Here is a 26,210-nt window from a genome sequence, read left to right on the forward strand (position 1 = left end):
GTCCGGTCCTTCACCGCCGACCCCACCCGCAGCTACCAGCGCGGCGACAAAACCACCCGGACCTACCGCACCCGCGAACCCAAACCGCCTTCATGAGTGTCAGCGATGTCCCAAGACATAAGTGTCAGCGATGTCCCGAGACACCACACGCCGCTGGGCGAACGAAAACGCGCCGAAATCGCTAGGAGCTAAGCGGTCAGGGCGACCGACGCCTCGGCGGTGTAGCACAGGAACGTCAGCGTCTCCTGCAGGTACAGCTGCACGGTGTCGGCATCATGGCTCAGGTAGCCGATCGCGACATCGGTGCCCAGCTGCAGGTCGAAATCGCCGCCGCGGGTGCTCAGCAGGAACGCCCCGTCGATCGCGGGCGCCCAGATGATCTCACCGTCCACCAGCCGGTTGAGGTGCTCGCGGATCGGATAGCCGTGCTCGGTGGTCTCGCTGACCTTGGTGTAGGCATCGGCGGACAGCAGCACCGAGTAGGGGCCGTCCACACCGGCCAGCCTCAGCTCGGACAGCGCCTGGGCGAAGACGTCCGGATACTCCCGGGCATCCTCCGGCAGCGCCAGCGCGGGGTTCGAGCTGCAGCTGCGGATCCCGTCGATCGAGGCTGCCGAGTACCCCTCGAAGATCGCGCGATCCTCGATGAACGCCAGCTTCTTGGCGGCGTCCTTGACCGGATCCCAGTCGGAGTCCTGTGCGCCGCGCTCTACGTCGTCGATCGCGACCCGCGACACCGTGAACGGCACCCGCAGCCGCACCAGGGGCTTTGCCTCGCGCAGGTGGGCCACCACACCGTCGGCAGGCGCGGGGACGTCGCGCAGATGCCCGGTGCTGATCGCCGCCGTCACCGGACCGCCCGGCTCGCTGACGTCGACCACCCGCCGACCGGCGATATGACGCTTGAACGTCCGGGCTGCTTCCAATTCGATTTCGCCCCAAGCCGATTCGGTGATCGGAGCGAGTTCGCGGTAGAGGTTGTTCATCAGGGCTGTCCTTTCAGGCTGCCGATCGCCAGTGAGCCGTCGGAAGTGGGGGCGGGTGCCGGGGGAGCCACCGCACTGTCGCCCGAGCCCGGTCTCGGCGGCGGATCGTTCAGAAAATCGACGATGGGGGTGAAGAACAGCGTGCCGGTCAGCGCGGTGGAGAAGTCGAGGATGCGGTCGGTGTTACCCGGCGGGTCGCCGATGAACATGTTCTCCAACATCTTCTCGGTCACCCCGGGGGAGCGCGAGTATCCGATGTAGTAGGTGCCGTACTCACCCTTGCCGACTTCACCGAACGGCATGTTGTGCCGCACGATCTTGAGCTCGTTGCCCTCGTCGTCGGAGATCACGTTGAGCGCGACGTGTGAATTGGCCGGTTTCACGTCGTCATCGAGTTCGATGTCCTCGAGCTTGGTGCGGCCGATGACATTCTCCTGCTCGGTGACCGACAGCGATTCCCACGAGGCCATGTCATGGACGTACTTCTGCACGTGCACGTAGCAGCCACCGGCGAAATCGGGGTCCTCGTCGCCGATTTCGGTGGCGCTCACCGCCACCGGACCGTCCGGGTTCTCGGTGCCGTCGACGAACCCGAGCAGGTCGCGGTTGTCGAAGAACTTGAAGCCGTGCACCTCGTCGACGATCGTGATCGCATCGCCCATGGCCTTGGCCACCCGGCCGGCCAGCTCGAAGCAGACGTCGAGCACCTCGGCGCGGATGTGGAACAACAGATCACCCGGCGTGGACGGGGCGTGATGACGGGGGCCGCGCAGCTCGACGAACGGGTGCAGGTCTTTGGGACGCGGCCCGGCGAACAACCGGTCCCACGCCTCGGACCCGATCGAGGTCACCATCGACAAATGCTTGGACGGATCGCGGAACCCGACGGCACGGACCAGACCGGACAGATCCGGCAACGCGTCGCGCACCGCCGACTCGCCACCGGTGTTGATCGTGGCCACCAAAAAGATCGCGGCGGGTGTCAGGGGAGCCAGTACCGGTTGAGGTAGCGGGGAAGGCACCATCTGACCCTAACGAAAATGCCGTCGGCGATGATGGTGAACATGTCCACGGGTGCCAGTGCGCACGGGTTGTGCGAGTTCATCGACGCGTCGCCGTCACCGTTCCACGTCTGTCACACGGCGGCCCAGCGCCTGCGGACCGCCGGCTACACCGAACTCACCGAGACCGACCGGTGGCCGCAGCGCCCCGGCCAGTACTTCACCGTGCGGGCCGGCTCGCTGGTCGCCTGGAACAGTCTCGAGCGCAGCGGCGGCGACAATCGGCCGTTCCGCATCGTCGGCGCCCACACCGACAGCCCCAACCTGCGCGTCAAACAGCACCCGGACCGGGTGGTGGCGGGCTGGCGGGTGGTGGCGCTGGAACCCTACGGCGGGGCGTGGCTCAACTCCTGGCTGGACCGCGACCTGGGCATCAGTGGCCGGCTCTCGGTGCGCGACCCGGACGCCGACGGTGGGGTGTCGCACCGGCTGGTGCGCATCGACGAACCCATCCTCCGGGTGCCGCAACTGGCCATCCACCTCGCCGAGGACCGTGCCGCGGTCAAGCTCGACCCGCAGCGCCACGTCAACGCGGTATGGGGGCTGGGGGAGACCACCCGGTCGTTCGTCGACTACGTCGCCGAGTGGGCCGGTGTGGTCCCCGCCGACCTGTTGTCGGCCGACCTGATGACCCACGACCTGACCCCCTCGGCCCTCATCGGCGCCGACGGTGAATTCGTCAGCGCGCCGCGACTGGACAACCAGGGCACCTGCTACGCCGGCCTGGAGGCGTTCCTGGCCGCCGAACCGCGCGGGTACCTGCCCGTGCTGGCGCTGTTCGACCACGAGGAGGTCGGCTCGACATCGGATCACGGTGCCCAGTCCGATCTGCTGCCGACCACGCTGGAACGCATCGTGCTGACCGCCGCCGGCGATCGGGAGGACTTCCTTCGCCGGCTGACCGCGTCGATGGTGGCCTCCGGTGACATGGCCCACGCCACCCACCCCAACTACCCCGACCGCCACGAACCCGGACACCTGATCGCCGTCAACGGCGGCCCGGTGCTCAAGGTGCAGCCGAACCTGCGCTACGCCACCGACGGCCGGACCGCGGCCGCGTTCGAGCTCGCCTGCCGGCAGGCCGGCGTACCGCTGCAGCGTTACGAGCACCGCGCCGACCTGCCGTGCGGCTCGACGATCGGACCGATGACGTCGGCGCGCACCGGGATCCCCACGGTGGACGTCGGCGCGCCCCAGCTGGCCATGCACTCGGCCCGCGAAATGATGGGCGCGGCCGATGTCGCCGCGTATGCCGCTGCGCTGCAGGCTTTCCTGTCACCAGCCGGCTGAGGCCGCCGCGACACGACCGAAACCCGCTGCCGCACGCTGCGCCGGGCGCACTGGAATGATTCTTGACCGTGGTGCAGTCCCTGATCGCGCTGTCGGTGGTGCTGGCGATCTGGTCGCTGCTGGCCCGGCCGATGCAACGGGGCCGGATCACCGCGCCGATCCTGCTGGTCGTGGTCGGAGCCGGCATCGAATACGGCACCTACCACGCCGTCGCCGACACGCTGAACTCCCAGGTCGCCCAGCATCTGGCCGAACTGATCCTGGCCGTGCTGGTGTTCGTCGACGCCACCGATGTGCGCGGCGGCCTGTTCGGCCGCGATCCCCGATCGGCGCTGCGACTGCTGGGTATCGGGCTGCCGCTGAGCATCGGCCTGGCGTTCGTGCTGGGCTGGTGGCTGCTGCCCGGCGTCACCTGGCCGGTGCTGCTGATCCTCGCCTGCATCGTCGTGCCGACCGACTTCGCCCCCGCCTCCCGAATCCTGCGCGACGCGCGGATTCCCGAGCGAGTGCGCGACCTGCTCAACGTCGAGGCCGGATACAAGGACGGGATCATCGCGCCGGTGTTGGTGTTCGCGCTGGCGCTGGCCTCCGGTCCGGACGATTCCGAGCCCCCGATGCACGCCCTGGCCGAGGCCGTCCCCGAGGTCGGCATCGCAATGGTGGTCGGCCCCCTGGTCGGTTGGGTGCTGGGCACGCTCGCCAACGCCGCAGAACGCCACAACCTGATGACCGAGCAGTCCAAGCGGATCATCTTCGTCGCCGCGCCGCTGTTGTCCTACTCGCTGAGCGTCGGCCTCGGCGGCAACGGGTTCGTGTCGGCCTTCCTGTGCGGAATGGCGCTCAACTACGTGCGCAAGGCGCAGGACAAGCACCGCGAACTGGAGCTCATCGACGACGTCGCGGTGCTGCTGACCGCGTTCATGTGGTTCGTGGTGGCCGGGATCGGTGTCATCGCGCTGATGTCGGGCGGCGTCACCTGGGGCATGGTCGGCTACACCGCGCTCGCGGTGACCGTGGTCCGGCTGGTCCCGGTGCTCGTCGCGCTGCTCGGGTCGCGGATGGACTGGCCGGAGCGGCTGCTGGTCGGCTGGCTGGGCCCCCGGGGGACCACCTCGATCGTGTTCGGCCTGCTGGCGTTCAACGTCCTCGAGGGCGGTGTCGAGAAACAGGTGCTGTTGATCATGGTGCTGGTGGTGTTGAGCAGCGTGGTGGTGCACGGCCTGTCCGCCGCACCCGTCGCACAGGTCTTTGCGCGCTCCCGCGCGCGAGCGAGCGGAAGCCCGCCGCCACGCCACTAGACTGTCCGGTGTGACATCTGGGCTCACTGGAGCTGTCGACACCGTCGACCATGCCGCGACCACCCCCGAGCACCCGCAGCCGTACCGCGAACTCGGCCTCAAAGACGACGAATATCAGCGGATCCGGGACATCCTCGGCCGCAGGCCCACCGATGCCGAGCTCGCCATGTACTCGGTGATGTGGAGTGAGCACTGCTCCTACAAGTCCTCCAAGGTGCACCTGCGCTACTTCGGGGAGACCACCACCGACGAGATGCGCAAGGCGATGCTCGCCGGTATCGGCGAGAACGCCGGTGTGGTCGACATCGGTGATGGCTGGGCGGTGACGTTCAAGGTCGAGTCGCACAACCACCCGTCCTACGTCGAGCCCTACCAGGGTGCGGCCACCGGCGTGGGCGGCATCGTGCGCGACATCATGGCGATGGGCGCGCGCCCGGTCGCGGTGATGGATCAGCTGCGCTTCGGTGCGGCCGACGCCCCCGACACCCGCCGGGTCCTTGACGGCGTGGTCCGCGGGATCGGCGGGTACGGTAACTCGCTCGGCCTGCCCAACATCGGCGGCGAGACCGTCTTCGACCCGTCCTATGCCGGCAATCCGCTGGTCAACGCCCTGTGTGTAGGCGTGCTGCGCAAAGAGGATCTGCACCTGGCGTTCGCCTCCGGCACCGGCAACAAGATCATCCTGTTCGGGGCGCGCACCGGGCTCGACGGCATCGGCGGTGTGTCGGTGCTGGCGTCGGACACCTTCGGTGGTGACGAAGGCTCGGGACCGGGCCGCAAAAAGCTGCCCAGCGTGCAGGTCGGCGACCCGTTCATGGAGAAGGTGCTCATCGAGTGCTGCCTGGAGCTGTACGCGGCCGGCCTGGTGGTCGGTATCCAGGACCTCGGTGGCGCCGGATTATCTTGTGCGACTTCGGAGTTGGCGTCGGCCGGGGACGGCGGCATGGCCATCGCGCTGGATCAGGTGCCGCTTCGGGCGGCCAACATGACCCCGGCCGAGATCCTGTCCAGCGAGTCGCAGGAGCGCATGTGCGCGGTGGTGACGCCGGACAACGTCGAGAAGTTCATGGCGGTCTGCCGCAAGTGGGACGTGCTGGCGACGGTCATCGGTGAGGTCACCGACGGCGACCGGCTGCAGATCACCTGGCACGGCGAATGCGTCGTCGACGTGCCGCCCCGCACGGTCGCCCACGAGGGTCCGGTCTACCAGCGCCCGCTCGCGCGCCCGGACTCCCAGGACGCGCTCAACGCCGACACCTCGGCCGGCCTGCCGCGGCCAGTCACCGGTGCCGACCTGCGGGCGACCCTGCTGGCGATGGTCGGCAGTCCGCACCTGTGCAGCCGCGCGTTCATCACCGAGCAGTACGACCGCTACGTGCGCGGCAACACCGTGCTCGCCGAGCATGCCGACGGCGGTGTGCTGCGCATCGACGAAGCCACCGGGCGGGGTATCGCGGTGTCCACCGACGCCTCCGGGCGCTACACCCAGCTCGACCCCTACACCGGCGCCCAGCTGGCGCTGGCCGAGGCCTACCGCAATGTCGCCGTGACCGGCGCCACCCCGATCGCAGTCACCAACTGCCTGAACTTCGGCTCGCCCGAGGATCCCGGTGTGATGTGGCAGTTCGCCGAGGCCGTCCGTGGGCTCGCCGATGGCTGTGCGGCCCTGGGGATTCCGGTCACCGGTGGAAACGTCAGCTTCTACAACCAGACCGGGGCGACGCCGATCCTGCCGACACCGGTGGTCGGTGTGCTCGGCGTGATCGACGATGTGAGCCGCCGGCTTCCGACCGGGCTGGGCAACGAGCCGGGGGAGACGCTGTTCCTGCTCGGGGACACCCGCGACGAATTCGACGGCTCGATCTGGGCGCAGGTCAGCGCCGACCACCTCGGGGGCGTGCCGCCGACGGTCGACCTGGCGCGCGAGAAGCTGCTGGGCGAGGTGCTGGCGGCGTCTTCCCGCGACGGGCTCGTCTCGGCCGCGCACGACCTCAGCGAAGGCGGCCTGATCCAGGCGGTGATCGAGGCGGCCCTGGCCGGCGAAACCGGTTGTCGCATCGTCCTTCCCGAGAATGCCGATCCGTTCGTGTTCCTGTTCTCCGAGTCGTCGGGGCGGGCGCTGGTCGCCGTGCCGCGCACCGAAGAGAGCCGCTTCACCGCGATGTGTGAGGCGCGCGGGCTGCCGGCCACCCGGATCGGGGTGTCCGACCCGGAATCGGATTCCGTTGAGGTGCAAGACTTGTTCACGGTGACCATGCAGGAGTTGCGCTCCACGTCCGAGAAAGTGCTGCCCGGGCTTTTCGGATGACCAGTGCGGTCGACGACATCACCGGTGAGGCGCAGACCCCGCCAGTGCCACGGCGTCGCCGCGAATCTCTGATCGAGTGGGCATGGAGCTTGCTGCGCCTGGACTTCGTCGGGGTGGCCTTCGGTGCGTTGTTCTTCTGCCTGTCGCTGACCCCGTCGCTGGCACCGCGCGACTGGGTGATGGCCGGGCTGATCGGCGGGATCAACGCGGCGATCGGCTACGGCATCGGGGTGCTGGCCGGTGTGGTGTTCCGCCGGCTCTTCCTCGACCATCGGCCGTGGTGGCCGCCCAGTGCCAAGACACTCGTCCGCCTCAAGGCGGCGACGGTCGTGGTGTCGATCGGCGCCAGCGTACTGATCCTCGTGCCGGCCGCCGCCTGGCAGCGCCAGATCGCGGCGGTGATGGGGATCGAGGGTCCGTCCACGCTGGTCTACCTGCGCACCCTGGTCGTGGCACTGGTCGCCGGCGGCCTGCTGGTGGGGCTGGCGCGGGTGATCAAGGACGCGATCACGTTCCTTGCCCGGCTGATGATCCGGCGCTGGAACCTCAACGACGAGGTGGCGATGTTCATCGGCACCGCCGTCGTCGTGGTGCTGATCATCACGCTGGCCAACGGTGTGCTCTATCGCGGCTTCGTCGCGGGCGCCAGTGCGATGTTCCAGCCGCAGAATGACACCACCAGGCCCGGGATCTCCCAGCCGGTCGAGGCCGAAAGATCCGGCAGCACAGCGTCATACGCACCCTGGGACACCCTTGGTTTCCAAGGCCGCAACTTCGTGGCGTCCGGGCCGCGGGCCGCCGAATTGAGCGAACTCAACGGCAGGCCGGCCAAGGAACCCATCCGTGTCTACGCCGGTCTGGACACCGCCGACACGATCGAGGGCCGGCTGGCCGTGCTGCTTTCGGAACTGCAGCGCACCAAGGCCTTCGAACGCAAGGTGTTGGTCGTGATCCCGACGACCGGCACCGGCTGGGTCGATCCGGTTGCCGCCCGCTCGATCGAGTCGATGTACAACGGCGACACCGCACTGGTGGCCATGCAGTACTCCTATCTCCCGAGCTGGATCTCGTTCCTGGCCGATCACGAGAAGTCGGTCGAGGCGGGCCGGGCGATGATCGACGCGATTCACCAGCGCTGGCTGCAGTGGCCCGAGAACAGCAGGCCCAAGCTGATGCTCTACGGCGAGAGCCTGGGTTCGATGGCCGGTCAGGGTGCGTTCGGATATCTGCCCGACGTCGTCGACATGGGCTTCTCCGCGGTGCTGTGGGTCGGCCCCCCGAATGCCAGCACCCTGTGGAAGGCCCTGACCGTGCGGCGCGATCCCGGTACTCCGGAGGTTCAGCCGTGGTACGACGCCGGACGCACGGTCCGGTTCGCGCAGGCGGCCGGCCCCGCGGAGATCGCGGCGGTCGCGTCGTCGCCGCCGTGGAAGGGCACTCGGGTGCTCTACCTGCAGCACCCATCGGATCCGGTGGTGTGGTGGACGCCAGACCTGCTGTTCGACCGGCCGGACTGGTTGAGGGAGCCGCCCGGCTTCGACCGCAGCGCCGCGATGAGCTGGTATCCGATCGTCACGTTCTGGCAGGTCAGCGCCGACATGGCAGGCAACGTCACCAGCTCGCAGGCGTCACCGATCGGCCACGGCCACAACTACGGCAACAGCCAGCTCGACGGCTGGGTGGCGGTGGCCGCACCCGACGGGTGGACGCCGGCGGACACTGAGCGGATCCGGCGTGCGCTGGAGACGCAGATGGCCGCGGGCGGACCCGAATTTCAGTGATCACCAAGGACTCTGGCACGCCGGGCGTGCGCGCGGTGGTCAGCACGGCCGTGGCGGCCGCGGTCGGTGCGCCGTTGGGACTTCGGCCGCCGCGGTTGTGGTCGGGGCTGCGCACCGGCGTGGTGACCGCCGGGGTGGTGGCCACCGGCGTCGCGGCGCTGACGGCGGTGCCCCGGGTGCGTGCCGGCATGCAGGCGCGCCGGATCCCGGCCGATCCCGTCCGCTGGCTGGCCCTGGAGATCCCGGTCGCCACGGCGTGGACCGAGGAGATGCTGTTCCGGGGTCTGTTCCAGACCGTCGCCGTGCGGGCATTCGGGCCGACGGTCGGCCCGCTGGTACAGGCCGGGGCGTTCGGGCTCTGGCATATCCCCGATGCCAGGCGGGTCGGCGATCCGGTGCTCGGCACCGTGGTGGTGACCGGCGTCGCCGGCTGGGTGTTCGGCTGGCTCGCCCGGCGCTCGGGCAGCGTGCTGGCCCCGGTGCTCGCGCATGTGGCGTTCAACGAGTCGGCTGCGGTGGCCGCCCTGGTGGTACAGCGGCGCAGGCGCTAGTCCGCCGTCGTCGGCACGTCGCGGCTGTCCGGCACCAGCTCGTGCGGCTCGGTATCGGTGTCGTCGATCCCGAAGCTGATGATGCGTTTGGGGGTGATGCGAATGATGGCCGAGTCGATGCCGTCGCCGGGGGCCTGCACCTCCGCCTGTTCGGCGCTACCGCGGATTTCCAGGCAACGCACCCGCCACGGCGTGCGCGAGGCGATGTCGTCGACGACGAATGCGACGGTGTTGTTGGTGGCGATGTTGCGAAACTTGCGGCTTCGCGACATGCGGTAGCCGACGATGTCGATGGTGCCGAGCGTGTCGTTGTAGGTGAAGCCCACGGGGCTGTTCTGCAGAGTGCCATCCGGCGCGGCCGTGGCCAGCCTGCCGAGATCCGCCGACTTCAGGTACTCGATTTCGTGCGGTTTGAAGGACATCACCCCACGCTAGAACCTGAAGTTTGGTTGACGTCAATCGTGGATTGTCATACTCGATGGCGTGCCTGCCCGCCGCGCTGCCGACCCCGAGACGACGGTGGCCGCCGTCCGTGCCGTGGCGACCTGGCTGCACGACGAGCAGGCGCCCACCCCGGACCGTGCCGCGATCGCGTCGGCCGTGCGACTGACCGCCCGCACGCTGGCCGCGCTGGCACCGGGTGCCAGTGTGGAAGTCCGCATTCCCCCTTTTGTTGCGGTGCAGTGCATCTCCGGACCGCGGCACACCCGGGGCACGCCACCCAACGTGGTCGAGACCGATCCGCGGACCTGGCTGCGGGTCGCAACCGGCCTGCTCGGCGTCGACGAGGCGGCCGGATGCGGGCTGCTGCGCCTGTCCGGGTCGCGAGCCGGTGAGGTCGCCGACTGGCTCCCGGTGATGACACTTTCGGAGTAAACGGCGCCGACACCCGGTGTTCGATTCCGCGTTTCCTGCCGGTGCCCGTAAACTGGGTTACGTCACCGACCTGCGCCAGGGAGCAGCCCATATCGTGACCGAAGAACTGGAAAACCCACCTCGGGAAGAATGCGGCGTCTTCGGAGTCTGGGCTCCCGGTGAAGATGTCGCCAAACTCACTTATTACGGCCTCTATGCGCTACAGCACAGAGGGCAGGAGGCGGCCGGTATCGCCGTCGCCGACGGGTCGCAGGTCCTGGTCTTCAAGGATCTGGGCCTGGTCAGCCAGGTGTTCGACGAGCAGACGCTGGCCGCGATGGAAGGTCACGTCGCGATCGGCCACTGCCGCTACTCGACGACGGGCTCGACCACCTGGGAGAACGCCCAGCCGGTGTTCCGCAACACTGCGGCAGGTACCGGAGTTGCGTTGGGCCACAACGGGAATCTGGTCAACACCACCGAACTGACGACGCGGGCGCGCGATGCCGGGCTGATCAACCCCCACATGCCGGGTGCGGCCACCACCGACTCCGACATCCTCGGTGCGTTGTTGGCCCATGGCGCGGCGGACTCCAGCATCGAGCAGGCCGCCCTCGAACTGCTGCCCAGCGTTCGCGGGGCCTTCTGTCTGACCTTCATGGACGAGACCACGCTGTACGCCGCCCGCGACCCGTTCGGGGTGCGCCCGCTGTCGCTGGGCCGGCTCGACCGCGGCTGGGTGGTGGCCTCCGAAACCGCAGCGCTCGACATCGTCGGCGCGTCCTTCGTCCGCGACATCGAACCCGGCGAGCTGCTGGCCATCGATGCCGACGGCGTGCGCTCCACCAGGTTCGCCAACCCGACCCCCAAGGGCTGCATCTTCGAATACGTCTACCTCGCCCGCCCCGACAGCACGCTGGTCGGCCGGTCCGTGCACGCCACCCGCGTGGACATCGGCCGTCGGTTGGCCCGGGAGAAGCCGGTCGAGGCCGACCTGGTCATCGGAGTGCCCGAGTCGGGCACCCCGGCCGCCGTCGGATACGCCCAGGAGTCGGGCATTCCGTTCGGCCAGGGTCTGATGAAGAACGCCTACGTCGGACGGACCTTCATCCAGCCGTCGCAGACCATTCGGCAACTGGGTATTCGGCTCAAGCTCAACCCGCTCAAAGAGGTCATCCGGGGCAAGCGGCTGATCGTGGTCGACGACTCGATCGTGCGCGGCAACACCCAGCGCGCGCTGATCCGGATGCTGCGCGAGGCCGGCGCCGTCGAGGTGCACGTGCGGATCGCCTCGCCGCCGGTGAAGTGGCCGTGCTTCTACGGCATCGACTTCGCCACGCCCGCCGAACTGATCGCCAACGCGGTGGACGACGAGGACGAGATGCTCGAAGCGGTGCGCCACGCGATCGGTGCCGACAGCCTGAGCTACATCTCCCAGCAGGGCATGATCGCGGCGACCGAACAGCCGCCAACCAGGTTGTGCTGCGCCTGCTTTGACGGCCAGTACCCGATCGAGCTGCCCGGTGAGACCGCGCTCGGCAAGAACGTCGTCGAGCACATGCTGGCCACCGCGGCGCGCACCGGACTGCCCATCACGCCGGTCACCGCCGACAACGACAACGTCTCGGCGCTCAGCCGGCCCTGACCTCTCACCCCGCGGCGTCGGTGACCTTGCGCAGCTGCGCACGCAGACCCGCCACCTGCAGCGGCCGTGCCGCATACCAGTAGATCCGGCCGAGCAGCCCGCGTGGATAGAAGATCGACCGCTGCTCGTAACGGCTGCCGCCGCCCTCGGGCGTCACCCGCATCTCCAGCCAGCGCACCCCGGGCCCGCGGTTGTCGGCGCGCAGCCGCAGCACCGTGCCGGGCTCGCTGCTGTCCACCTGCCAGCCTCTTGGGGCGTTGGCCTGCACCGCTGCCCAGAGTTGTTCGGGGGATGCCGTGCTGTGGCTCGAGCGGCTGTCGGTGTACACCACGGCGCCGGCCCAGTCCGGATCGCCGGGCAGCTGCGCGGCGGTCCCGGCGTCCCAGGTGGTCTCGACCTCGCCGCGGGTGACGCAGTCCAGGGCGAGCACGACCGCCCGCCGGTACGGGGTGAGCCCGCCGGGCGGCGGGGCGATGATGCTGTCGATGTCGTGGTTGTCCATCACGGCATCACAGTGCAGCGACTCCACCAGCGGCCGGGCCAGACCGGACGGAATCGGCGTCACCAGCCCGACCCACAGCGCGGCGATCCGCGGCGTCAGCACTGGCAGCACCAGCATGCGCCGATGCGTCAACCCGGCGACCTCGGCGTAGATCTGCATCATGTCGCCGTACTCCAGCACATCGGGGCCGCCGACGTCCCAGGTCCGCGACATCGGCACCGCCGCGGTGGCCGCAGCGGCCAGATAGTGCAGCACGTCCCGGATCGCGATCGGCTGGATCTTGTTGTGCACCCACTTCGGTGTCGTCATCACCGGCAGCCGATCGGTCAGGTGACGGATCATCTCGAAGGACGCCGAACCCGAACCCACCACGACGCCGGCCTGCAGGACGATCGTCTCGATGCCCGAGGCGATCAGGATCTCCCCGACCGTGGTACGGGATGCGAGATGAGTCGACAGCTCCACCCCTTCGGGGTGCAGGCCGCTGAGGTAGACGATGCGCCGTACCCCGGCGGCGCGGGCGGCGGTGACGACATTCTGCGCGGCGCGGCGTTCGTCAGCGGCGAAATCGGCGGAGGCGCCCATCGAGTGCACCAGGTAGTAGACGACGTTGACGTCGGCGAAGGCGTCGGTGAGCGAATCGGCGTCGCTCAGATCGCCGGCGGCCACCTCGATCCGGTCACGCCACGGCACCCCGGCCAGCTTGGCGGGGTTTCGGGCCAACGCCCGCACCACATGTCCCTCGTCCAACAGCCGCGGCACCAGGCGCCCGCCGATGTATCCGGTGGCGCCGGTGACCAGGCACCGGGTTGGCTGCGCCGGCATGTGTCCTCCGTTCCTGTGTCCGTGTCGTGAGCGGACGCCCCGGAGGGATTGCCACTTATTCGAAAGGGCAACCCGGATTGGGCATGTCCACGGCCAGCGGGCTGCCCGCGGGTTTGATGTAGAGCACCCACATCACCACCGGTGTGGGGCCCTCGTTACGGCCTTCGTGCACGTAACCGGCGCCGCTGCCCTCGGCGATGGGGTCGCCGGCGTTGTAGACGCCGTCGACCGAGCAGTCGCCGTTGTAGTGGGTCAGCGTGCCCTGCTTGACCAGCCCGAACACCTGTCCGGGGTGATAGTGCCAGCCCGTGGTGCCGCCCGGGGCGATAGTGAGCTCACGCGTGACGAAGTCCCTGCCGTCGAGCGTGGACTGCACCATGGTGGTCGCCTCGATCCCGGCGTTCGGCGTCGCTGCCGCCGACCCGGGGGCCAGCAGTGTCATGCTCGACGCGGCGGATAGTGCCGCCGCCACCGACTGCAACGGTTTCATGAGAGACCAGCGTGTCACACAATGTCGGCATGGCGTTTCGGGGATGGCCGATCGAGGCGGTCGAATTCTACGAGGGGCTCGAGGCCGACAACTCCAAGGTGTACTGGACTCGCCACAAGGCGGTCTACGACGGCCAGGTGAAGGCACCGATGCAGGAGTTGCTGGCCGAACTGGCCGACGAGTTCGGCGCGGGCACGCTGTTCCGGCCCCACCGCGACGTGCGGTTCAGCGCCGATAAGGCGCCGTACAAGACGAACTGCGCGGCCCGGCTCGGCTCGGGCTACGTGTCGTTCTCGGCGGACGGGCTGTCCGTCGGCAGCGGCCTGTACATGCCCGAGCCGGCCGCCTTGGCCCGGTACCGGGCGGCCGTCGACGCCCCGAAGTCCGGGGCCGAGCTCGCCGCGATCGTCGCGGCGCTGCACGCCGACGGCTACGACACGATGGCCCACGAGATCCTCAAGACCGCGCCGAGGGGCTTTCCGAAAGACCACCCGCGCATCGACCTGCTGCGCCACAAGGGCATCGCGATGATGAAGACCTGGCCCGTCGGCGCCTGGCTGGGCACCGCCAAGGCCAAGGACCGGGTCGTCACCGCCTTGCGGGCCGGGACACCACTGCGCGACTGGCTGGCCCGCAACGTCGGCTGACCATGGCCCGTACCGGCGGCGCTCGGGGACCGGTAGCCTTATGCCCGATGACGGAGCGCGAGGACGACAACCACATCTCCTACGCATCGGCCGGGGTGGACATCGAGGCCGGTGACCGCGCGGTCGAGCTGTTCAAGCCGCTGGCGAAACGGGCCACCAGGCCCGAGGTGCGAGGCGGCCTGGGCGGTTTCGCCGGGCTGTTCGCCCTGCGGGGCGGCTATCGGGAGCCATTACTGGCCGCGTCGACAGACGGGGTCGGGACCAAGCTGGCGGTGGCCCAGGCGATGGACAAGCACGACACCGTCGGCCTGGACCTGGTCGCGATGGTGGTGGACGACCTCGTGGTGTGCGGTGCCGAGCCGCTGTTCCTGCAGGACTACATCGCCGTCGGACGCACCGTCCCGGACCGGGTCGCCGCGATCGTCGCGGGCATTGCCGAAGGCTGCGTGGCCGCCGGCTGCGCGTTGCTGGGCGGGGAGACCGCAGAACACCCGGGGCTGATGGAACCCGACCACTACGACATCTCCGCCACCGGCGTGGGCGTGGTCGAGGCCGACGACGTGCTCGGACCCGAGCGGGTTCGGCCCGGCGACGTGATCATCGCGATGGGCTCCTCGGGTCTGCACTCCAACGGCTATTCACTGGCCCGCAAGGTGCTGCTGGAGATCGACCGGATGAACCTGGCCGGCCATGTCGAGGAATTCGGCCGCACGCTCGGCGAGGAACTGCTCGAGCCCACGCGCATCTACGCCAAGGACTGCCTGGCACTGGCCGCCGAGACCCAAGTCCGCACCTTCTGCCACGTCACCGGCGGCGGGCTGGCCGGCAACCTCGAGCGGGTCGTGCCGCACGGCTTGGTCGCCGAACTCGACCGCGGAACCTGGACTCCCGCACCGGTATTCGCGATGATCCAGCAACGTGGCCGCATCGACCGTGCCGAAATGGAGAAGACGTTCAACATGGGCGTCGGCATGGTCGCCGTCGTCGCGCCGGAGGACACCGACCGCGCGCTGGCGATTCTGACTGCACGCCACCTGAACTGCTGGACACTGGGCACTGTCACCAAAGGGAAGGACGGCCCACGAGCCAAGCTCGTGGGACAGCACCCACGCTTCTGAAGGGGTGCGGCGCTCAGCGCCGCCAGCTGCCCTCGTCGGCCCACGGGTCGTCATCGAACCCGTTGTCGACGGAGTCAGGCTCTCTCGAGTCCGACCCTGACAGCTCTTGCTGGAGCCGGTCGAAATCGGTCTGCGGGGAGCTATATTTCAGCTCCCGAGCAACCTTGGTCTGCTTTGCCTTTGCCCGGCCGCGGCCCATGGGGGAACCCCCTCGCGCAATAACGGAGCGGCCCGGGATGCAGGCGGCTCCGATCTGTGTGTTCGTTATTGTCCTGCCAACACCTTACCGTGCCCGACTGCGATGTGCTGGCAGGCCCGTTCGCCGGTGGGTGAACGTCACACTGCGCCGCGCCGCAGGCGCTCGACCGCCAGCCGGCCGGCACCCGCCGCATCGGCGGGCGGCAGCGAATCCGGGTCGATCTCGGCGGCCACCTCGTGGTCGCCGCCCGTGGTCAGCGGGGTTTCGGCGGGAATGCCCCGCTTCACCAGGGCCAAGGCGATCGGCCCCAGGTCGACGTGATCGACGACCGTCCCGAGCCGCCCCACGACACGCCCGGCGGCCAGCAGCGGATCACCCGTGGCCGGGCGCTCACCGGACCCGTCGAGGTGCACCAGCACCAGCATCCGGGGCGGCTTTCCCAGGTTGTGGACGCGGGCCACGGTCTCCTGGCCGCGATAGCAGCCCTTGTCCAGATGTACGGCCCCGTGCCCGGGACCACCGATCCAGCCCACCTCGTGTGGGATCGTGCGTTCGTCGGTGTCCACCCCCAGCCGTGGTCGCTGCGCGGCGACCCGGTAGGCCTCGTAGGCCCACAATCCGGCCCGGCGCACTCCGGCGGCCTCCAGCTGCGACAACCACGCCGCGACATCGGCGCGTGGCACCAGCAGGTCCAGTTCGATCTGGCCCGCCTCGGCCGGCACCCGACGCACGAAACCGGCGTCGGGCAGCGGCACGGCCGCCGATTCGGCCGGCAACCCGGCGATACCGAGGGCACCGAGCACGGCGGCGTCGGCCAGCCGCGGGCCCAGCAGCGAGAGCACGGCCAGATCGGCGGTGTCGATCGTGACATCGGCCCAGAACACCATCTTGCGCAGATAGGTCAGCAGCGGCTCCCCACGCCACGGCTCGGTGTCCAGATAGGTGACTCCGCCGAGCTCCGTCTGCACCCAGTGATCCTCGACACGGCCCTGCCCGTCGAGGCTGAGGTTGTCGGTGGACGTGCCGTCGGGCAATTCGCTGACATGCTGCGTCGAGATCGAGTGCAGCCAGCTGCGCCGGTCGGCTCCGGTCACCGCGATCACGGCGCGGTTGGACCGGTCCACCACCACCGCGTCGTGGGCGGCGGCGCGCTGTTCGCCGAGCGGGTCGCCGTAATGCCAGATCGCACCGGCGTCGGGGGAACTGTCCGGGGTGGGAACGGCTGACACACATCAACTCTACGGGCCGGCCAGTACGCTGTGACTCCATGGTTGGCCAGTCATCGGTGCTCGTCACGCTCGACGGACAGGTGCACGATCCCAGCCGTCCGCTGCTGTTCGCCGACGATCTGGCCGCCGTGCGCGGCGACGGCGTGTTCGAGACGCTGCTGGTCCGCGACGGCCGCGCCTGCCTGGTCGAAGCCCACCTCTACCGGCTGGTCCAGTCGGCCAAGATGATGGACCTGCCCGAGCCGGATCTTGCCGCCTGGCGGCAGGCGATCGGGATCGCGGTCGGGCAGTGGGCCGCGCTGTCCACCGGCGAAGGGGCCCTGCGCCTGGTGTACAGCCGTGGCCGGGAGAGTGGGACGGCGCCCACCGCCTACCTGACGGTGAATCCCGTCCCGGACCGGATCGCCACCACCCGCCGCGACGGCGTGGCCGCGGTGATGCTCGACCGCGGGCTGCCGGCGAGCGGGGTGGACGCGATGCCCTGGCTGGTGGCCGGCGCCAAGACGTTGTCCTATGCGGTGAACATGGCCGCGCTGCGGCACGCGGCCGCGCAGGGCGCCGGCGACGTCATCTTCGTCAGCTCCGACGGCTTCCTGCTCGAGGGTCCCCGCTCGACGGTCGTGGTCGCCACCGACGACGGTTCCGGTGGCACCTGCTTTCTCACCCCGCCGCCGTGGTATCCGATTCTGCGCGGAACCACCCAGCAGGCGTTGTTCACGGTGGCCCGCGACAAGGGTTACGACTGTGACTACCGGGCACTTCGTCCCGCGGATTTGTTTGACGCGCAGGGGGTTTGGCTGGTGTCCAGCATGACGCTGGCGGCCCGGGTGCACACCGTCGACGGTCGGCGGTTGCCGGTGAACCGACTGGCTGCCGAGGTTTCCGCGCTGGTCGACGCCGCAATCGTCAGCGATCGCTGAAAAGCGAAAACCTGTTGGCGCGCGGTCGGTGACGCGGGTACGGTCGGCCGTACACAGGGAAGGAGGTGGTCCGGAAAATTGATAGCTTCTAGGACATGTGAGGTGGCTGCCCGCTAGCAGCACCAGGTGCCGGGAATCACCTGCGCCCTGCGCGCGCTGGCGAATCCCAGGCAGCTACCCGGCCCCCGAGCTCTTGGTGAGTCCTGCCAAGGAATACCGGCTCGGGGGCCGCCCCATTTTCCGGTGCCGACGTTTGTCAGTTCCGCGCCGAATTGAATTTCGCCGCGCGTCAATTCCCGCCTTGCTGTGGGGTGACTGTGAGTAGCGCCGACAATGTGCATTTTTCTGATATGACACCGGCAAGCCCATACCATTTTCAGAATGCAAACCCATGGGGAGACGGGAAACGGCGGGGGGCTACACGCCGGGACCGATATCGAAGACAGTGCCGATACCGCAGTCCGCACGGACGTGCCGGACGATCGACCGCCTCGTGGTGGTTTATCGATCTTTCCGATCGTGCTGGGTGTGTTCGTCTGCGCTTTGAGTATTTGGATCGCGGTGAGGCTGGGGACCAGCGTTATCAGCGCCAAAACTTCGGGAGCTTTCGGTGCCGCGCTGCTGGCGACGAGTTTGCTCATCGGTGTCTTTCTGATCTTGTATGCCGTCGTATTGCGACGCGCTGAGTCGGCGGATGTTTCGAGATCGACGGGGTCGGGCGACGCCGTAGCCAAGTCGGGACGCGCACTTCGCTACGTCAAATGGGTCGTGGTGCCATTGCTGCTGGGGTTGGCGGGCGCCGGCCTGACCGTGTGGGCGGCGGCGGATGCGCAGCCCTCGGTTGCCTCCCCCGACTCGCCGAAGTCGTGTTTCCAGCTCTATCAGGACGCGATGGCCATGCACAAACAGAACCCGAAGTTCAGGCTGCCTGCGCGGGACCGCGACGAGGTCCGGTGTGCCATCAACAAGACCGTTCTGTCCCTGAAGTAGCAGCGATGCCGCCCTGCCCAACGCCGGCATGGTGTGCTTCCTCGATGGCGGCCGGACCCTCGAATCAGGCTCTGCCGAACAGGTTTTGACAGATCTCAGCGGTTTCTGCGCCGGGTGACGGGTCGGCGACCTAGCCGGCCGGGCCCGGCTCCAGCGGCGAGCACGCCTTGCGGGCCGACTCCCACACCCCGGGGTCGACGCCGGCCGGCGGGCCCAGCACGGCGCCTCCTGCCGAATCGGGAACGCCGTGGTCGTGCAGGCACTGCGCCAGCGATCCATGCTCGGACGGGGCGCTGCCGGTGCTGCTCGGCGCGGGACTGATCGCCGTCGGCTGGGACGGTGTCGGTGTCGGCGTACACCCCGCGAGGACCGCGGCCGCCGCGGCGGCCCCGAGAAATAGGCCGCGCATCAGCCGACGTAGCGCGTCAGCCGCGCGGACAGATGCGGGACCAGGCCCCCGTCGGCGTCGACACGTTCCTCGACGTAGGCCAGATCACCGCCCTCCACGATGCCGTAGAGACGCTTGGCCCCGCCGACGAGCACACCGGACTTGCTGCGCGCGAGCGCGTCGGTGACGAGCTCCCACGACGATTGCGTGCGCGGCTGGCCGTAGAACAGTTCGATGTAGCCGGCCGAGTGGGCCAGCAACAGTTCGATGGCCTGCGATTCGCCCGGATCGGCCGGGTCGGTGACGAACCGCCAGAAGCCGGTCTCGCGCAGTCCGGGGGAGTGGTAGTTGCCGCCCTCGTCGAGGCGCCACGACCGGGCATCCCAGTTGAGATAGTCGCCGCCGTCGTGGGAGACGATGATCTGCTGGCCGAACCGGTAGTCGCCGTGCGGCCCGCGGCCCTCACCCTCGCCGCGCCACACCCCGACCAGCGGCAACAAGGCCAGCAGCGCGTCGTGCAGATTTGCGCCCAGACGCAGGTTGGCGGTGTCGGCAGGCAGCGGCAGGTCGTCGAACACCGGGATGTTGCGGCCGGCCGTCTCTTTGGCCCGCTCGGCGGCCGCGGCTACCGCGCGATCGCCGCTGCCGTGGATGTCGTCGGAACTCACGACTCGTCGGTGATCAGTCGGTACAGCGCGTACAACGCGAACCAGGTGATCAGTACGACGGTTGCGACCAAAAGGATCTCGTAAAACAGAACCACGTGCTCAGTCTATCCGGGGCTCGGGCGGACGCACCGCCCGAGCCACCGTCGTCACGCGACCTTGATGTCGACTTCGTGAATGCCCGCGCCCGACGGTGCCACGGTGGCGTCACCGTTGCCCACCTTGGACAGCGCGCGCACCGTCCAGGTGCCCGGTGCCGCGAAGAACCGGAAATCGCCGGTCGCCGACGCCACCACCTCGGCGGTGAACTCGTCGCTGGAGTCCAGCAGGCGCACGAACGCACCGGCCACGGTCTGACCTGAGTCGTCGACCACGCGCCCGGTGATCACGGTCTCCTTCTCCAGGTCGACGCCGGCGGGCAGGGTCTGTCCTTGTTTAGGTGCAGAGCACATGATCAACTTCCCAACTCGATCGGGGCCCCCACCAGGGAGCCGTATTCGGTCCAACTGCCGTCGTAGTTCTTGACGTTCTTGTGCCCCAACAGTTCCTGCAGCACGAACCAGGTGTGCGACGAGCGCTCACCGATGCGGCAGTAGGCGATGGTCTCCTTCTCGCCGTCCAAGCCGGCCGCCTCATACAGCGCGGCCAGGTCCTCGTCGGACTTGAAGGTGCCGTCCTCGTTGGCAGCCTTGCTCCACGGAACGTTGATGGCACCGGGGATATGCCCGGGCCGCTGGCTCTGCTCCTGCGGCAGATGCGCCGGCGCGAGGATCTTGCCCGAGAACTCGTCGGGGGAGCGGACATCCACCAGGTTCTTGGTGCCGATCGCGGCGATCACCTCGTCGCGGAACGCGCGGATGGTGGTGTCGGGCGCGGCGGCCACGTACGACGTCGAGGGACGGGCCGGCACGTCGGTCACCAGGGGCCGGCCGTCGAGTTCCCATTTCTTGCGGCCACCGTCGAGCAGCTTGACGTTCTCGTGCCCGTACAGCTTGAAATACCAGTACGCGTAGGCGGCGAACCAGTTGTTGTTGCCGCCGTACAGGATCACGGTGTCGTCGTTGCTGATTCCCTTGTCGGACAACAACTTCGAGAACTGCTGCTGGTCGACGAAGTCACGCTTGACCTGGTCCTGAAGCTCGGTCTTCCAGTCCAGCCGGACGGCGCCGGCGATGTGACCGCCTTCGTAAGCCGAGGTGTCCTCGTCGACCTCGACGAAGACCGTGTTCGGCGCATCGAGATTGCTCTCGGCCCAGTCGGTGGAGACCAGGACGTCGGAGCGTGCCATGAAGTGGTTCCTTTCGGTTAAGTGTCGTGAAGCCTTAGGTGGTGGCCGGGGCGTGACGTAGCCGGGCCGCGAGCGGGTAGAGCTGGCAGCCGAGGCAGATACCGAAGGCTGCGTTGAGGAAAGCGGCGAACAGGGCGAAGGCGGTGGCGATCACACCGACCAGCGACGCCCCGAGGACGAACCCGGCGAGGCCGACAGCGGCGAACACCAAGCCCACCAGCTGGGCGAACTTCAACGGCGGTACGGGTTCGCGTTCCGACACCGGGCTCAGGCGCGGGGCCACCAGGTTGGCGAAGATCAGCCCGTAGGGGTGCTGGCGTGGGCCACGCCACGCGCCGATGGCGAACACGACGCCCTGCAACGCAAGCAGCACCGCCGCGGCGGTCGTGCTGAACCCGGAGATCGCGAGCACCGCGATCAGCACCACGGTGGTGATCCAGGCCGCGAAGCGGGGCCCGCGAACGTCCACCTGGGCCGGTGAGGTGGTGGTGGTCGACATGCATCTACTCCTGTTGCGGGGTGGGGCTGGACGGAGGCAGGCCGCGAAACGGCCGCTCCAGAGTGGCGGCGCGAAGAAAGGCGCGGCTACTCAGCAGCTACAGCAACAACAGCAACAACCCGCGACGCGGCACAGATCAACTGCGCGGCGCTTGGTGAGCGAGAGCTCCAGGCGGGTCGACACGCCAGACATGCTACCCAATGACTGCGGTCTCAGGCCAACAGAGGTTCGAGCGCGGAACGCAGGTCAGCGGCCTTGGGAACACCCGCGGTGCGGTATCGCTGCCGGCCGTCGGCGTCGAAGATGAACGTGGTCGGCAGCGACATGACCGAAAGTTTGCGCGCGGCACCCGGATTGGCGTCCATATCGATCTCGACGTGAGCTACCTCACGCATGTCGGCGCAAGTCTGGTTGACCACTCGCCGCACCGCCGCGCACGGTCCGCACCACACCGCGCTGAAATGCACAATCGTCGGTCCGGTGCGGGACAAGCCCAGGTCACTGACGTCGAGGTCGGCCGGTTCGGCGTCGCGCAGCACCCCCGAACGGCGGCTGTGCAGAAAGCCGGCCACCCCGGCCACGCCCAGAGCGGCGGCGATGGCGACGATCGCGGTGAGCAGTCCCGTGGTCATGATTGTGTGAACCCGTCCAGGCGGACCGTTACTCCCTCGGCGATGCCTTCGATGATGACGTCCGACCCGCGCGCACCTTCGGTGGTCGGCCGCACCCCGAAGGGCAGCTTCTGGTCGGGCAGGCTGCCGCTGAAGGCCGCCAGCACCGCGGCCCTGCGATCGTCGGGTACCGCCTGGTCGGCGGTCCCGGGACCGGTCTGGACGTCGGTGGCGGTGAACACCAGCGTGGTCTGATCCTCGCCCGCGACGGACAGGTCGACCGCGACGCTGACGCGCTTGTCGAAGCCCGCCTTGGTCGGCGTTCCGGTGAACACCAGTCCCTTGCTGCCCGAAATACCGGACTCGGTGGTGCCGCCGGTGGCGTCGTTGCTCTCCTTCGAGGGGGCTTCCACCATCAGATCCTTGATCCCCATGAACCGGCCCAGGTGGCCGGAGTCGATGATGATCCGGCTCTCCAGCTTGCCGACCGGCAGGTTCGCCTGCGGCCTGATCAACCACGACGCCTCGGTGAGGTCGATGTTGTGCATGGTGGCCTCCAGCGAAGCCCGGCCCACCACCGGGTGATCCGCCCCGTTGACCTTGATTTCGATCTCGTCGTAGTGGTGGTCGACGGCCTGCCGGATGAACGGAAAGCCCAGGATCGCCACCGACGGGTCGAACGACAGCCCGGCAACCGAGCGCACGGTGCGGGCCAAGCGATACTCGGCGAAGATGGTGGCCCCGAAGTCGGCGCCGACCGCCCCGACGAGCACGGCGAGGACCGCGGCACTCAGCGTGATCAGCAGCTTTCGCACCAGCACATTCTGGCCCACGCCCCGCTCGCGGCCACCGCCGCGCACCCCCGGGATTGCGGGCTGAACCGTTCGGATCGGCTAAATAGCAGGTGGCGGGTTAAAGTTAGATGACCCATGGTCGGTAACGGCCATATGTCGCCCATGAGTCTGGTGGGTCACCGCGACGACGCTGTCGAGATGAGTATCCAGGGCATTGGAGAGTCTGTTGGACCTGCTGCTTCTCACAGTCGACCCGCACCCGGAATCGGTGCTGCCGTCGCTGGCGCTGTTGGCGCACACCGTCCGGTCGGCCCCGACCGAGGTGTCGTCGCTGCTGGAAGCCGGCACCGCGGATGTGGCGATCGTCGACGCACGTACCGATTTGGCCGCCGCCCGCGGGTTGTGCCGACTGCTCGGAACCACCGGCACCTCGGTGCCCGTGGTGGCCGTCGTCAACGAGGGCGGCCTGGTGGCCGTCAACATGGACTGGGGTCTCGACGAGATCCTGCTGCCCAGTACCGGGCCTGCCGAGATCGACGCCCGGTTGCGCCTGCTGGTCGGCCGCCGTGGCGGCATGACCAGCCAGGAGAGTGCGGGCAAGGTAAGCCTTGGTGAGCTGGTCATCGACGAGGGCACCTACACCGCACGGCTTCGGGGCCGTCCGCTCGACCTCACCTATAAGGAGTTCGAGCTGCTCAAATATCTCGCGCAGCACGCAGGCCGGGTGTTCACCCGCGCCCAGCTGCTGCAAGAGGTGTGGGGGTACGACTTCTTCGGCGGCACCCGCACCGTCGACGTGCACGTTCGGCGACTGCGCGCCAAACTCGGCCCCGAATACGAATCTCTGATCGGCACCGTCCGCAACGTGGGCTACAAGGCGGTCCGCCCGGCCCGCGGCCGCCCGCCGGCCGCCGAGCCCGAGTTCAGCGAGGACGACGACGAGGACGCCTTCGACGACGGCGAGGACGTGATCTCGGATTCGATGGCGGTGCGATCGGGCTCGATGTCCCAGCCGCTGCGCAGTCAGTGACGGAGCCGCAGTGGCGGACGGCCCTCACCCAGGCCGAACAGGATCAGGTGCGCGACCTGATCGACGCGGCCACCCGATCCGACGGGATCGCCCCAGTGGGCGAGCAGGTGCTACGCGAGCTCCGGCGGGCCGCCGAGCCCGATGAGCGTGACCGCAGCCGGCATCTCGTCGCCGCGGAAGGCGCGGACGTGGTGGGCTATCTCAACCTGACCCCCGGGCGCGACGGCGCTGATGCGATGGGAGAACTCGTCGTCCAACCGCAAGCCCGTCGGCGCGGGATCGGCTCAGCGTTGGTTCGCACCGCCACCGATGCCGCGGGCGGCGCGGTCCGGTTCTGGGCGCACGGCACCCTTCCCGCGGCACAAGCTGCCGCACAGGCCCTCGGCACGACCGTGGTCCGGGAACTGATGGAGATGCGCCGGTCGCTGCACGATGTGCCCGAGCCCGCGGTGGGCGACGGGATCGAGATCCGCACCTATCGGGGTGCGACCGACGACGCCGAGCTGCTGCGGGTCAACAACGCGGCGTTCGCGTGGCATCCCGAGCAGGGCGGCTGGGTACAGGCCGACCTCGACGAGCGTCTCGCCGAACCCTGGTTCGATCCGGCGGGCTTGTTCCTGGCCGTTGACGACGACAGCGGTGCGCTCCTCGGTTTCCACTGGACCAAGGTGCACGCCGACCACCCCGGGCTCGGCGAGGTCTATGTCGTCGGCGTCGACCCCGCCGCGCAGGGGCGGGGGCTGGGGCGCGCGCTGACTGTCATCGGCCTGCAGCACCTGGCCCGGCGGCTGGCGTCCCACGATCAGCCCGAGGTCATGCTGTACGTCGAAGGCGACAACACCGCCGCGCGCACCACCTATGACCGGCTGGGATTTGCGGTATCCAGCGTCGACACCGCGTATCGGCCCTCGTCGTCGGCCGGTATCCCGCCTGGGGGCGGTCACAGCTAGTTAGCGGCCTTCCGCAATGCGCCGTTCACCAACCTGTTCACCTCTCGTTCATATTCCGGGTGGGTTCCGTCCACCCCGAACGCCTAACTTCCGGGGTGGTGCATGCGCCCTACCGGGGCGAACACGGCAACGGAGAAAGTGGGATAGGTGAATCTGAACAGGTTTGGCAAGGCGTTCCTCGTGACTGCGTCAGCGACGGCCATCACCGGCCTGACGCTCACCGCCTGCGGCAGCGACAACAACGCCGGAACGGCGTCGTCGACCAGCGCGTCCGGCTCGTCCAGTGCGTCGGCCGACTGCGGTGGCAAGAACGCGGTGACCGCCGAGGGCTCGACCGCTCAGCAGAACGCCATCGCGGTGTTCAACCAGGTGTGGGGCCAGAAGTGCCCGGGCAAGAACCTCTCGTACAACCCGACGGGCTCCGGTGCCGGCGTCACCCAGTTCATTGCAGGCCAGGTCGACTTCGCCGGCTCCGACTCGCCGCTGTCCAAGGATCAGCCCGATGAGGCTGCCAAGCGTTGCAGTGGCAATCCGGCTTGGAACCTGCCGTTGGTCTTCGGCCCCGTCGCGCTGGGCTACAACCTGCCGGGCGTCGACAAGCTCGCCGTGAACGCCGATGTGCTGGCCAAGATCTTCACCGGCGCCATCAGCAACTGGAACGATCCGGCGATCGCCGCGTTGAACAGCGGCGTCTCGCTGCCCGACCAGAAGATCACGCCGATCTACCGCTCGGATTCCTCGGGCACCACCGACAACTTCCAGAAGTACCTGGGCGCCGCGGCCCCGGAGAGCTGGACCAAGGGCGCGGGCAAGGAGTTCCAGGGCGGTGCCGGTGAGGGTGCCCAGAAGTCGGCCGGCGTGGTGCAGGCCGTGCAGGCCACCCCGGGTGCCATCGGCTACGTCGAGAAGGGCTTCGCCGACCAGGCCAAGCTGTCGATGGCCGAAATCGACACCGGCAGCGGGCCGGTCGCGCTGACCGACGACTCCGCCAAGGTCGCCATCGACTCGGCGAAGTTCGCCAACGACGGCAACGATCTGGTGTTGGACCTGAACTCGCTGTACGCCACCAAGGCAGCGGGCGCCTACCCGCTGATGCTGGCGACCTACGAGATCGTCTGCTCCAAGGGTTACGACGCCGACACCTCCGCGGCGGTCAAGTCGTTCCTGACGGTGGCCGCCAACGACGGCCAGGCGGGCTTGGCTGCGGCCGGTTACGTCCCGCTGCCTGACGCGTTCAAGCAGCGGTTGCTGACCGCCGTCAACGCGATTTCCTAACAGCGCTGGCGAGGC

Annotated in this window: 29 protein-coding genes; 14 read left to right on the forward strand and 15 right to left on the reverse strand. The window is 68.6% G+C overall.

The annotated features are described in order from the left end of the window. Nucleotides 1–188 precede the first annotated feature (188 nt). A complete protein-coding gene (locus MSZK_RS05205; RefSeq protein WP_099245539.1) occupies nt 189–986 on the reverse strand; it encodes a family 1 encapsulin nanocompartment shell protein in 798 nt (265 codons plus the stop codon). After that, the gene (locus MSZK_RS05210; RefSeq protein WP_199203199.1) at nt 986–2,011 is read right to left on the reverse strand and encodes a Dyp-type peroxidase; all 1,026 of its coding nucleotides are present in this window, start codon (nt 2,009–2,011) and stop codon (nt 986–988) included. Before MSZK_RS05210 ends, MSZK_RS05205 begins: the two co-directional genes overlap by 1 nt. 39 nt (nt 2,012–2,050) lie before the next feature. Between MSZK_RS05210 and MSZK_RS05215 the strand changes: the two genes are divergently transcribed. From MSZK_RS05215 to MSZK_RS05235, 5 genes are all read left to right on the forward strand, one after another. After that, entirely contained in the window at nt 2,051–3,337 is a 1,287-nt protein-coding gene (locus tag MSZK_RS05215; protein ID WP_199203209.1) for a M18 family aminopeptidase, read from the forward strand. A gap of 71 nt (nt 3,338–3,408) precedes the next feature. Beyond that, nucleotides 3,409–4,635 carry a sodium:proton antiporter gene (locus MSZK_RS05220; protein ID WP_233211123.1) on the forward strand — a complete coding sequence of 409 codons (1,227 nt, stop codon included), beginning with the start codon at nt 3,409–3,411 and terminating at the stop codon, nt 4,633–4,635. Nucleotides 4,636–4,645: 10 nt separating this feature from the next. Continuing rightward, nucleotides 4,646–6,943 (forward strand): phosphoribosylformylglycinamidine synthase subunit PurL, encoded by a 2,298-nt coding sequence (gene purL / locus MSZK_RS05225; protein ID WP_099245543.1) that lies wholly within the window; start codon nt 4,646–4,648, stop codon nt 6,941–6,943. Next, on the forward strand, nt 6,940–8,724 hold the full coding sequence (locus MSZK_RS05230; protein WP_099245545.1) for an alpha/beta-hydrolase family protein: 1,785 nt from the start codon (nt 6,940–6,942) through the stop codon (nt 8,722–8,724). Before purL ends, MSZK_RS05230 begins: the two co-directional genes overlap by 4 nt. Beyond that, nucleotides 8,721–9,275, forward strand: a complete 555-nt coding sequence (locus MSZK_RS05235) for a CPBP family intramembrane glutamic endopeptidase (protein ID WP_233211124.1) — start codon at nt 8,721–8,723, stop codon at nt 9,273–9,275. The genes MSZK_RS05230 and MSZK_RS05235 overlap by 4 nt, the downstream gene beginning before the upstream one ends. Here the strand turns inward: MSZK_RS05235 and MSZK_RS05240 are convergent. Next, nucleotides 9,272–9,697 (reverse strand): PPOX class F420-dependent oxidoreductase, encoded by a 426-nt coding sequence (locus MSZK_RS05240; RefSeq protein ID WP_099245549.1) that lies wholly within the window; start codon nt 9,695–9,697, stop codon nt 9,272–9,274. The genes MSZK_RS05235 and MSZK_RS05240 overlap by 4 nt on opposite strands. Nucleotides 9,698–9,758: 61 nt before the next feature. Between MSZK_RS05240 and MSZK_RS05245 the strand changes: the two genes are divergently transcribed. Together MSZK_RS05245 and purF are read left to right on the forward strand one after the other, a co-directional pair. Further along, nucleotides 9,759–10,151 (forward strand): sterol carrier family protein, encoded by a 393-nt coding sequence (locus MSZK_RS05245; RefSeq protein ID WP_099245551.1) that lies wholly within the window; start codon nt 9,759–9,761, stop codon nt 10,149–10,151. 91 nt (nt 10,152–10,242) lie between these two features. Continuing rightward, nucleotides 10,243–11,775 carry an amidophosphoribosyltransferase gene (gene purF, locus MSZK_RS05250; RefSeq protein WP_099245924.1) on the forward strand — a complete coding sequence of 511 codons (1,533 nt, stop codon included), beginning with the start codon at nt 10,243–10,245 and terminating at the stop codon, nt 11,773–11,775. 4 nt (nt 11,776–11,779) lie between these two features. Here the strand turns inward: purF and MSZK_RS05255 are convergent, their stop codons facing one another. Next, nucleotides 11,780–13,102, reverse strand: a complete 1,323-nt coding sequence (locus MSZK_RS05255; RefSeq protein WP_099245553.1) for a DUF2867 domain-containing protein — start codon at nt 13,100–13,102, stop codon at nt 11,780–11,782. Between the two features lie 55 nt (nt 13,103–13,157). Next, nucleotides 13,158–13,592 (reverse strand): cupin domain-containing protein, encoded by a 435-nt coding sequence (locus tag MSZK_RS05260; protein ID WP_099245555.1) that lies wholly within the window; start codon nt 13,590–13,592, stop codon nt 13,158–13,160. A gap of 29 nt (nt 13,593–13,621) precedes the next feature. Here MSZK_RS05260 and MSZK_RS05265 point away from each other — a divergent pair, with 29 nt between their 5' ends. Together MSZK_RS05265 and purM are read left to right on the forward strand one after the other, a co-directional pair. After that, nucleotides 13,622–14,239, forward strand: coding sequence for a DUF2461 domain-containing protein (locus MSZK_RS05265; protein ID WP_199203200.1), 618 nt, complete (start codon nt 13,622–13,624; stop codon nt 14,237–14,239). A 47-nt stretch (nt 14,240–14,286) separates the two neighbouring features. After that, nucleotides 14,287–15,357 carry a phosphoribosylformylglycinamidine cyclo-ligase gene (gene purM / locus MSZK_RS05270; RefSeq protein ID WP_099245558.1) on the forward strand — a complete coding sequence of 357 codons (1,071 nt, stop codon included), beginning with the start codon at nt 14,287–14,289 and terminating at the stop codon, nt 15,355–15,357. 13 nt (nt 15,358–15,370) lie between these two features. Here the strand turns inward: purM and MSZK_RS05275 are convergent, their stop codons facing one another. After that, nucleotides 15,371–15,556: a DUF3073 domain-containing protein gene (locus tag MSZK_RS05275; RefSeq protein ID WP_099245560.1), complete on the reverse strand. Its 186-nt coding sequence runs from the start codon at nt 15,554–15,556 to the stop codon at nt 15,371–15,373. A 137-nt stretch (nt 15,557–15,693) separates the two neighbouring features. Continuing rightward, entirely contained in the window at nt 15,694–16,785 is a 1,092-nt protein-coding gene (locus MSZK_RS05280) for a folate-binding protein YgfZ (RefSeq protein ID WP_099245562.1), read from the reverse strand. Between the two features lie 56 nt (nt 16,786–16,841). On the opposite strand from MSZK_RS05280, the gene MSZK_RS05285 reads away from it, so the two are divergent. After that, nucleotides 16,842–17,705 carry an aminodeoxychorismate lyase gene (locus tag MSZK_RS05285; RefSeq protein ID WP_099245926.1) on the forward strand — a complete coding sequence of 288 codons (864 nt, stop codon included), beginning with the start codon at nt 16,842–16,844 and terminating at the stop codon, nt 17,703–17,705. Between the two features lie 381 nt (nt 17,706–18,086). After that, complete coding sequence (locus MSZK_RS05290) at nt 18,087–18,695, forward strand: hypothetical protein (protein WP_142389871.1); 609 nt, start codon at nt 18,087–18,089, stop codon at nt 18,693–18,695. Between the two features lie 130 nt (nt 18,696–18,825). Here MSZK_RS05290 and MSZK_RS05295 read toward each other — a convergent pair whose 3' ends face one another. The 8 genes from MSZK_RS05295 to lmeA all read right to left on the reverse strand — a co-directional run bounded on the left by MSZK_RS05295 (nt 18,826) and on the right by lmeA (nt 22,979). Further along, on the reverse strand, nt 18,826–19,104 hold the full coding sequence (locus tag MSZK_RS05295) for a hypothetical protein (protein WP_099245566.1): 279 nt from the start codon (nt 19,102–19,104) through the stop codon (nt 18,826–18,828). Then, nucleotides 19,104–19,751 (reverse strand): FABP family protein, encoded by a 648-nt coding sequence (locus MSZK_RS05300; protein ID WP_099245568.1) that lies wholly within the window; start codon nt 19,749–19,751, stop codon nt 19,104–19,106. The genes MSZK_RS05295 and MSZK_RS05300 overlap by 1 nt, the downstream gene beginning before the upstream one ends. A 146-nt stretch (nt 19,752–19,897) precedes the next feature. Beyond that, nucleotides 19,898–20,200 carry a DUF1416 domain-containing protein gene (locus MSZK_RS05310; protein ID WP_099245571.1) on the reverse strand — a complete coding sequence of 101 codons (303 nt, stop codon included), beginning with the start codon at nt 20,198–20,200 and terminating at the stop codon, nt 19,898–19,900. A gap of 2 nt (nt 20,201–20,202) precedes the next feature. Continuing rightward, complete coding sequence (locus MSZK_RS05315) at nt 20,203–21,036, reverse strand: sulfurtransferase (RefSeq protein ID WP_099245573.1); 834 nt, start codon at nt 21,034–21,036, stop codon at nt 20,203–20,205. 34 nt (nt 21,037–21,070) lie between these two features. Then, nucleotides 21,071–21,535 carry a DUF4395 domain-containing protein gene (locus tag MSZK_RS05320; protein ID WP_099245575.1) on the reverse strand — a complete coding sequence of 155 codons (465 nt, stop codon included), beginning with the start codon at nt 21,533–21,535 and terminating at the stop codon, nt 21,071–21,073. Between the two features lie 90 nt (nt 21,536–21,625). Further along, nucleotides 21,626–21,727: an Ms5788A family Cys-rich leader peptide gene (locus MSZK_RS33530; RefSeq protein WP_371411290.1), complete on the reverse strand. Its 102-nt coding sequence runs from the start codon at nt 21,725–21,727 to the stop codon at nt 21,626–21,628. Between the two features lie 20 nt (nt 21,728–21,747). Next, nucleotides 21,748–22,167: a thioredoxin family protein gene (locus MSZK_RS05325; protein ID WP_099245577.1), complete on the reverse strand. Its 420-nt coding sequence runs from the start codon at nt 22,165–22,167 to the stop codon at nt 21,748–21,750. Further along, nucleotides 22,164–22,979, reverse strand: a complete 816-nt coding sequence (gene lmeA / locus MSZK_RS05330; protein ID WP_099245928.1) for a mannan chain length control protein LmeA — start codon at nt 22,977–22,979, stop codon at nt 22,164–22,166. The genes MSZK_RS05325 and lmeA overlap by 4 nt, the downstream gene beginning before the upstream one ends. Nucleotides 22,980–23,163: 184 nt before the next feature. Between lmeA and MSZK_RS05335 the strand changes: the two genes are divergently transcribed. The 3 genes from MSZK_RS05335 to pstS all read left to right on the forward strand — a co-directional run bounded on the left by MSZK_RS05335 (nt 23,164) and on the right by pstS (nt 26,195). Continuing rightward, nucleotides 23,164–23,970: a response regulator transcription factor gene (locus tag MSZK_RS05335; protein WP_199203210.1), complete on the forward strand. Its 807-nt coding sequence runs from the start codon at nt 23,164–23,166 to the stop codon at nt 23,968–23,970. Then, on the forward strand, nt 23,967–24,920 hold the full coding sequence (gene mshD / locus MSZK_RS05340) for a mycothiol synthase (protein ID WP_099245579.1): 954 nt from the start codon (nt 23,967–23,969) through the stop codon (nt 24,918–24,920). The genes MSZK_RS05335 and mshD overlap by 4 nt, the downstream gene beginning before the upstream one ends. Before the next feature lie 147 nt (nt 24,921–25,067). Next, nucleotides 25,068–26,195: a phosphate ABC transporter substrate-binding protein PstS gene (pstS, locus tag MSZK_RS05345; RefSeq protein WP_099245581.1), complete on the forward strand. Its 1,128-nt coding sequence runs from the start codon at nt 25,068–25,070 to the stop codon at nt 26,193–26,195. Nucleotides 26,196–26,210: the final 15 nt, after the last annotated feature.

Origin of the sequence: Mycobacterium sp. shizuoka-1, from assembly GCF_002723835.1 — a bacterium.
Lineage (GTDB): Bacteria > Actinomycetota > Actinomycetes > Mycobacteriales > Mycobacteriaceae > Mycobacterium.